We start from the raw sequence: 8,057 nt of genomic DNA, 5'->3' as shown, positions 1-8,057 counted from the left end.
CGACGAATTTACTTGCTTCATCTAGTGCGTTAACTCATTTAATTTTATAAAGAATAAATTATGGCTCTTTTTTTGAGCAGGGATCAGTGTTTTTAAACTTGACGTGGGGAGTCATACCAACGCCCAATTAACAGGCAAAAAATTGTTGGTTAAAATAAGCGACGAAGGAGCAAAAACCAACTGTTTTTTGTCCTTGTTTAATTTCTTGTTATAAGTAAATGGCTACTCAATATTTTTAACGTTTTGTTTGTTATTAATTTCCAAAAGGACTTTTTCTACGAAACTGAAAACAGCGGCTAAACCTGCAACAATTAAAGCCGTAGAGTATGCCATTATCTGAATTGCATCATTATTTTGATAAAAGTAATGAATTGACAGAAAGAGTAGGCTTGTCAGAATAAAATAGGTGGCAGACCTGCCTCTATGTTTTCTTATGATTTGCTTTAGTTTGATTTCGTCCATGATTTATATAACTCCGTAAGTTTGATTTTACTTATAACGCCCTGTTAACAGGCAAAATACAGTTGGCTAAAATAGGAACGAAGTGACAAAAGCCAACTGTATTTTGTCCTTGTTTAACAGCTTGTTATGTTTTTATTTGCTTAATCGTTTGAATATACATTTTTTGAATACTTATCAGAAGCAACTTTACTTGATGCCGTTGTCATTTTGGTTCTATCAAATAAACATGAACCAGTTGTTGGTACTTTTTGAGGGTCAATATATTTTAACTCAACGTTTGCACCACTTAGATCATCGTATTTTTTTACATTAACTATAGATATATTTTGTGCTTTAACTTTGCTTTTGAATAAGTCAGTACATTCTTGTGCAAAATCAGTTTCGGTTTTAACTATTGGTCTATGATCGACGTTCCATGAAAAAGGTATACCTTTTTCTGAAATACCTGAGACTTTTAGACCATTAGTTGTTATAAAAACTCTTGCAGCTACATCATTAGGCCAGCTAACTGCATAAGGTTCGTAGATAGAGAATTTACCTGGCAATGGTGCGGTTAGCTTAGATACTGTACATTTACTATTATATAGTTGGTCTGACTTGGTTTTAAAAAAATTGTCCTTGATCACCATTATTGCTGTTTGACAAATTGATCTATTGTCCCATTCAGTATCTATTGATTGCCCACTGTAATTATTTGAGTCACTTGTGTTGTTAGAACCAAGCGCATATAAATAAACTACAAATCCAAAAAATAGAATAAAAATCCATTTGCTAACTTTCACCGAAGTCTCCCTAAAACATAACAGCTTATTATGGAGACTTCTCAGTAATATCCGTCCCATAAATATTATTTAATTGACATTAATATCCCATAATTTCATAGCTTTAGGAAATACAAATTTTGTATTTTTGTCAGAACATGGATATTACTGAGACTTCTCAGTAATATCCAATATAAGATTTGAGGCTATTACGCATAAAATCAATGGATTAGGATGTTATCTGGGTGTTTTTAGATTATTACTAAGACTTCTCAGTAATATGACAAAAATTATTTATTAGAAAATATATGGAAAAATATTTAAAGTTAATGTCTCCACTGCGCACAAAGTTAGCATTAGTAGTTTTATGATGAACGACTGGCTTTTTGGCTTTTGCGACTGTCAGGCTTAATCACAACCGATAAATCCATAGTGACAGTTCAAGTTTGAGTTAATATATATTATTAACCTTTACTTGGTGTCAAAATTAGGATTTTTAACCAAGCCCAAATGTCTCTCATAGCAGAGCTGATGGATGCAAATGATTTGATGTACTGAGTAATTTGATTTTACCTAGTGTTTACAATAGATATTGCAGCGATTTCAACTGAACCAAATATAGTTTCGATAGCATTCGCTGCACAACGTCTACCATAATTCGATTTTGAAGTGTGTTCTTGTCATATAGAAAGCCAAGTTTGCACAAGTGCTACAGGTGGGCATCCTTTTCTCGTGATTCACCTTCAATCTCTTCCCAGTATACCGTCGAGTCTAATTCGTTTATTGCTTGGTTTAGCGATTGCTCTTCCCATTCTTCATATGTCTTTGGTACTGCATAGAGACGACGTTGCTCATGTGCCTCTATAGATCTCTGAATAGCTTTTCTTTCATTAAGCAAGAAAGGCTTGTTGTCAGCGATAAAGCCTCTGTATTCGCGTTCTACGGCTTTAGCTTTGCTTTTTAACGCAGGCGTTACAAAAAGATTACTATTATTGTTGGTTTCCTTGGAGAAATAGTGAGCTGCACCGATATCTATTAGGATCTTTCTACCATCTATATCAGCATGACTTTTAAACTTTACGCTTTCAAAATTGGATAGTGCCGCTTTGAGTTTTTGTCTATTTGTTTCATCTAATGCCGCTATGATGTGAATGTGAGCGCCACCCTGTTCGCTTCCCATCTCAAATACAGCCCAAAGCTCAATATCAACAGGTAACTTTCTAACGACTATACGTAGTAGCTCTCTAATGATTGTTGTTTTTCTTTTTTTATTAATAGCTGCTTCGCTTGCCCTCGACAGTAATTTGTCTGGTACATTGGCTACAACTTGATAGAGCGGTTTTTTTTCTTGAGAGCTTGAAAGCAATAAAGCTAACTGGGTCCAAAGTAGACGAAAGCTTAAGTGCAAATGAGGGATTATCTTAGTCGCTTTGCTGATATTTCTACGCGGTATGTTAGAAAAGTGTTTAAGTAAGTCATCAGCAGTCAATTCGTTTTTTCTTAAGCTTTTTATTAGGTCTTTTATAGTGGTTAATTTAGGTGTGTTTTTGTGACGTCTTCTAGCTCTTTTATCGTTAAATATACTAAGGTACTTGTAACTAATAGGACTTAGCACTTTTCTTGAAAGATCGAGTTTGGCTGTGTGTATAGCTATTCGTGGGTTAGGTGTTATTTTCATATGGATTTTTTGTTTTAAAAAGTGACGGAAATGTCATAAATGAAAGGGGGGTGTGATTAGCTGCTTTATTGAAGCTAATCACACCCTTAGATATTGAGGTCTTTTAGCCTAGTTTAGCTAAACATTTTCGGCAACGGTTGACCGATAAGTTTGTGAAGTTTTACCACATTTGCAACCTCTATTATGTCACTGTCATTGTAATAGGCTCTACCACCTCGTCTTTCATAAGGAATAATCCCTATTTCTTTTAACGCTTTGCCACGACGGTTGTCAGTAAGAGTGAGTGACCAATTTATTTGCTTACCGCTATTATTGAATAGGTGGTTAGCAGCTCGCATTGCGGACGTTTGAAATAATGTAGCCATTAATATTGACCGCCTATCATGTCGAATTGGTCAGTAGGGAAGTAACGATACCCAACCAATGCAGCAACTTCAAAAGTTAGCGCAGTATCGAACTCAGACGAGTATTTTTTAAATAGCGGTAAGAACTCAAGCTTGGCTGTTAATTCAGTGCAAAAAATCCCCGTATACCTGAAAGAAAGCCAAGCTATGCCACGAATGTATTCATCTTTGAATATGGCAGTTTCGCTCTTCTCCAACTCCACTATTTGTGATTCAAAAAATTTGCGGATATCGGTATTGCTGAAAATGTCTTGATGCCAGAACTCATCTCTTACATTCTTTGGAATGAATAAATCAAGTGATTCTATCTGTATGTCAGTAAAAGCTGACTCATTTTCTGAGGAGACAAACATCATTATGAATATTTCCTTTTGTCTAACCATGAGTCGACTTCTGACCTTAGAAAACCGACTCTACGCTGCGTTAGGCGTATTCGCTTGACGAATAGGCCTTTTGCCAACATGTCATACAGAGCGGTACGTCCGAAGTTACAGTATATACATACTTCATTTACGCTTAAGACATTCCTTGAGTGATATAAAGGTGATGACTGATTTAAACTCATATTGCTTTCTCCAGTACGGGGCTGTTTTAACGTTGATGTTAGTGTCCGTATTGGGTCTATTAGATGTTAGTTGATTGTTATATAAAAGGGAGTTTTCTAATAGCTAATCTCCCGATCTTAAGTACATGATCTTCTGTATGAAATCAGGCTTTGTAATTGTCGAACGATTCTTTCTCATAGTTCCGGTTGGTTTATTCGCATCCTTAAATGAATCCTCAAAGTATGCTTTATTTTTAAAACCTTCTGGGAATACAAATTTCTCTAGTGTTGGAATTGTAACTTTTTTCCCTATAAGGCTTGCGTATAGTTCAAGGTCGAGAATTTGGATGCTTTTGTATTTAGCTATTTCTAGGATTTTATCCTTTAAGCGTTTGTTAGGTTCGCTGCTTTGTTGTCTGTATTCAGACAGTAAATTTGTAAAGCTTTCCAACAATTGCTCATTTGTTGCCGCTAAATTTACAGACAGGTACATTTTGTCTATATCTTTCATTGCTTTAGTTGAGTTTACTCCTTGATACTTAACACCCTCTGCTCTCTTCCTAAAGGTTTTACTTATATAGTCCTCATCTTGCAAAGAAACCGCTGTTACAACACTCTTGGCGCATTCTGTTGGGCTGTTTTGCGTCATATCATCTAGGTTTAAGATTATTCGTTCCTCATCCCTATATACATCAAAGCCTGCTGGTTTAGGGTCGGGCGAATTGAGTGACTTCCTTTTAGCAAGTAAACTATCTATATCCGCCTTTAAATATCTTCTTTCACCATCAGGCTTATGCTGATCTTCCAATATTTCACCGATTGGAACAATGCTTAATGGATTGTTCCAGTCAACATTGAATATTTTTTGAACGCCCACTCGATCTTCAACAGGTAAATATTTGTCTTTTAATAGCTTTAAGTATAGCTGCACTACTCTTGAATCCGCTTTTGCATTTGATAAGCATCTCGAAAGTTCATCCTCAGATTCTATGCTATATTTTTTTTGATACGCTGAAAATTCGGTAACAGCCATATTGTAAAAGCTTAAGTAAATAGCTATTTCTTTAGGGCTATCAAAAGGGAAATCATCATAGTTTTCAAGGTTAAACCAGTCTGGTCTTTTCAACTTTTCGCTATCTTTTACTCCCGCCATTTTATAAAGCCTCGCTAAAGCTACCAGCGTTGCTAGTATGTGCCACATCTAATAGTATTAATTGATTCATTTGATTATCCATTAACGATTTTAAGTCCCTGCACTGAACCTGATAAGCTCATGTTGCCTGTTGCGGCACTATCAATATGATTTGACCAGTAAGCCATCATTACCCTTCTACGTTCTATATAATCAGTTCTGTTATATACCGCTCTTACTCCTTGTTGTACGTGTGCCAGAGCTGCTTCTACAATGTCAAAATCATGCCCTTGCTCGTTTAATGTAGTGCTTGCTACAGTGCGTAAGCCATGACTACACAGACGACTTTTATACCCCATTCGTTCTAACGCTTTATTAACAGTTTGATTGTTGGCGTGCTTGTTTGGTTTTTTGTCAGCAGGGAAGACATATTCTGACTTCGCGCCTACTGTTTGCATAATATTTAATAATGTTAAAACTTGATCTGATAGTGGTACTAAATGCGCATTTCTCTTTTTCATCCGTTCCGCAGGTATAGTCCATAATCTTTTATCAAAATCAATTTCCGACCACTTAGCGCCAGCTGCTTCGCTAGGTCGAACCATCGTGTGCAATTGAAACTCCATCAAACACCTTGTCGTTTGTTTAATATTGGCAAGGGTTATCTTTCTCATTAGCTCGGGTAACTCTTGGGGTTTGATTGCGGGTAGATTAACAACGACAGGCACTGCAAATGCTTCTTTGATTCCTGCAAGTCTATTACTTTCGATAACTCCAGTATTAAGAGCAAAGGTCATGATGTTGTTTATACGTTGGCACAGCTTAATGACTGTTTCAGCAGTGCCTTTATCTGCTAAAGGTTTTAATGCGCTGATAACATTAACCGCTGTTAGTGTATTGATAGGTAAATCGCCAATTGCAGGGAATACATGATTATTTAACGAGTTAAGTAAATTTCGAGCTGTTTTATCAGCTATCTTCACTTTGTGTATATCGAACCAACTTAGAGCAACTAAGCGAAACGTGTTATTCAATGCTGCACTCTTGCTGCTGCTTACTTTTTCTCTTTCTTCTTTAGGGTCTATTTTTTTCGCCAGCAACTCTCTAGCGCTATGTGCAAGATCTCGCGCTTGTTTTAAACTAACTTCAGGATATGTACCAAAGCTGATACTCGATCTTTTACTCGTGTATGGGCGAGTGTAGCTGAAACGCCATGATTTACCGTTGAGGCGTACTCTAAGTGCTAAACCTCTTCCATCGAATAGGGAATATTCCTTTTCCTTTGTTTTTGCCGAATCCACTTCGGTCGCTGTTAGGGGTTTAGTTGTGTTAGCCATTGCATCCCTTAATGATGAAATATTTCTAAAGTATTTAGAAGTATTAGGTTGGGTAACAATGAGGGTAGTCATTCTGAGCGGATTAAACAAGAGGTAAACGAACTAGAAAGAATCTTGATGGACTGTCTTTAAAGGGGCGCGAGTAATTTTATGTGTTCTTTATAGTTCGTGTTAGAGCGTTTTATAACAGAAGTGGCCCACCCGACAGGAATTGAACCTGTGACCACACGCTTCGGAGGCGTGTACTCTATCCAGCTGAGCTACGGGTGGTTTTTGACTTGTGTTACATAGATATAACAAACAATAAATTATCATTCAATAAGAATAAAATCATCTAATGATCAAATTGATTGTTAACGCTTTATTAATCAACTTCCCTTTTAGAGACATTGCTGTATCTAGCTGAAGCATAGGAACATATTGAAAAGATTTAAGCGCGGCAAATACTATAGATTATCGTCGTTTATGTCTAGAAGATTGCGAAATTTATTATCTAAAAGCTTCACTTGTTAGTCATTTATCTAAATTAGCTTTAAATGCGCTATTAATCTGGCTGCATAACAAGGTGTTTATGTGCTTTGCACTTTGCGACAAACAGGCCATTACATTAACACGAGATTAATATATTGTTAATGTAATGGGGGAAAAAGATGTACTTTCGTCATGAAGATGCCTAAAGTAAAGGCCATAATATCTTTTATCTCAAGACGCTATAAGTAAACACTTGGAAGTAAACACTTGGCTATGAAACGATTCTTAATTGTATTTACCTTATCACTTATCTTAATAGCGAAACCGTTATTGGCTCAGTCATATGATACAGAAGTGATCAGCGCTGAACTTTACCGAGGCACCATTGAACGTACTGGAAAGCTTGATTACAAGAGAACATTGAGCCTGTCATTTAAAACTAGTGGCTACTTAACGTTACTCAGTATTGACGAGGGCGAGCAATTTAAAAAAGGGCAATTGTTAGCGTCGCTTGATATTACTGAGTTAACAGAACAGAAAAGTTCCAACTATGCACAAATGACACAAGCAAAGCGTGAAGTGAAACGCATTAGTGGTTTAATGGATAATCAACTGGCTTCTGAGCGCGATATGGACGCCGCTATTACTCGAGTAGCAACTACTCAGGCGGCCTATCAAGTAGCTTATTATAATTTAGTCAAAGCTAAAATATACGCACCGTTTTCAGGTGTTGTTTTAGCCCGCGATACAGAGCTTGGTGAGTTCCAAAGCCCAGGCCATCAAGCACTGAAAGTTGCCAAGCTAGACTGGGTGATAAAAGTGGCACTAACGGGCCAAGAAATTAGTCAAGTTCGATTAGGTCAAAAAGCCAGCGTGGCTTTAAGTCAAACCGGTATGGTTGAAGGCATTATTAGTAAAATCCCTGCCATGGCTAATGAAAGCAGCCACTTATTTATTATTGAGATTTTGTTACCGAAAATAAAAATAACCTCAGGTATGATCGCGGGACAACTTGCCAGCGTTAGCATCGATTTTGAAAGTGACAAGTTTGTTTATCAGCTGCCAATAGCAGCACTTGTTGCTGTTGATGACGAAGATAAAGCCATTGTTATTGTGCAGTCATCAGATAATTCAGTTTTTAAACAGCATAGTTTCGAAGTCTTCCAGATAGACAATGATAATGTCTACTTAAAAGCAGTGCGTAATGGCCAACCTTTAAAAATAGTCACTAAAGGTTGGCAAAATATCGTCGTGGCTGGAAATTAGTT

Annotated in this window: 9 protein-coding genes and 1 tRNA gene; 1 reads left to right on the top strand and 9 read right to left on the bottom strand. The window is 36.8% G+C overall.

The window, feature by feature from the left end:
- Positions 1-222 precede the first annotated feature (222 nt).
- The 9 genes from H4J59_RS11095 to H4J59_RS11055 form a co-directional block, all read right to left on the bottom strand.
- Entirely contained in the window at positions 223-462 is a 240-nt protein-coding gene (locus tag H4J59_RS11095; RefSeq protein ID WP_182239357.1) for a hypothetical protein, read from the bottom strand.
- A 140-nt stretch (positions 463-602) separates the two neighbouring features.
- Positions 603-1,244, bottom strand: coding sequence for a hypothetical protein (locus H4J59_RS11090; RefSeq protein ID WP_182239355.1), 642 nt, complete (start codon positions 1,242-1,244; stop codon positions 603-605).
- Between the two features lie 688 nt (positions 1,245-1,932).
- A complete protein-coding gene (locus H4J59_RS11085; RefSeq protein ID WP_182239353.1) occupies positions 1,933-2,901 on the bottom strand; it encodes a hypothetical protein in 969 nt (322 codons plus the stop codon).
- 113 nt (positions 2,902-3,014) lie between these two features.
- Positions 3,015-3,266 (bottom strand): hypothetical protein, encoded by a 252-nt coding sequence (locus H4J59_RS11080; RefSeq protein WP_182239351.1) that lies wholly within the window; start codon positions 3,264-3,266, stop codon positions 3,015-3,017.
- On the bottom strand, positions 3,266-3,661 hold the full coding sequence (locus H4J59_RS11075) for a hypothetical protein (protein ID WP_182239349.1): 396 nt from the start codon (positions 3,659-3,661) through the stop codon (positions 3,266-3,268). Before H4J59_RS11075 ends, H4J59_RS11080 begins: the two co-directional genes overlap by 1 nt.
- Complete coding sequence (locus tag H4J59_RS19835) at positions 3,661-3,870, bottom strand: AlpA family phage regulatory protein (RefSeq protein WP_182239347.1); 210 nt, start codon at positions 3,868-3,870, stop codon at positions 3,661-3,663. The genes H4J59_RS11075 and H4J59_RS19835 overlap by 1 nt, the downstream gene beginning before the upstream one ends.
- Before the next feature lie 103 nt (positions 3,871-3,973).
- A complete protein-coding gene (locus tag H4J59_RS11065; RefSeq protein WP_182239345.1) occupies positions 3,974-5,002 on the bottom strand; it encodes a DUF6387 family protein in 1,029 nt (342 codons plus the stop codon).
- 74 nt (positions 5,003-5,076) lie between these two features.
- A complete protein-coding gene (locus H4J59_RS11060) occupies positions 5,077-6,318 on the bottom strand; it encodes an integrase domain-containing protein (protein ID WP_182239343.1) in 1,242 nt (413 codons plus the stop codon).
- Positions 6,319-6,511: 193 nt separating this feature from the next.
- A tRNA-Arg gene (locus tag H4J59_RS11055) sits at positions 6,512-6,588 on the bottom strand.
- A gap of 474 nt (positions 6,589-7,062) precedes the next feature.
- Between H4J59_RS11055 and H4J59_RS11050 the strand changes: the two genes are divergently transcribed.
- Entirely contained in the window at positions 7,063-8,055 is a 993-nt protein-coding gene (locus H4J59_RS11050) for an efflux RND transporter periplasmic adaptor subunit (RefSeq protein ID WP_182239341.1), read from the top strand.
- The last annotated feature ends 2 nt before the right edge of the window (positions 8,056-8,057 follow it).

This window comes from Colwellia sp. MB02u-10 (assembly GCF_014077185.1).
GTDB lineage: Bacteria > Pseudomonadota > Gammaproteobacteria > Enterobacterales > Alteromonadaceae > Cognaticolwellia.
This window is presented reverse-complemented; position numbering and strand designations above follow the sequence as displayed.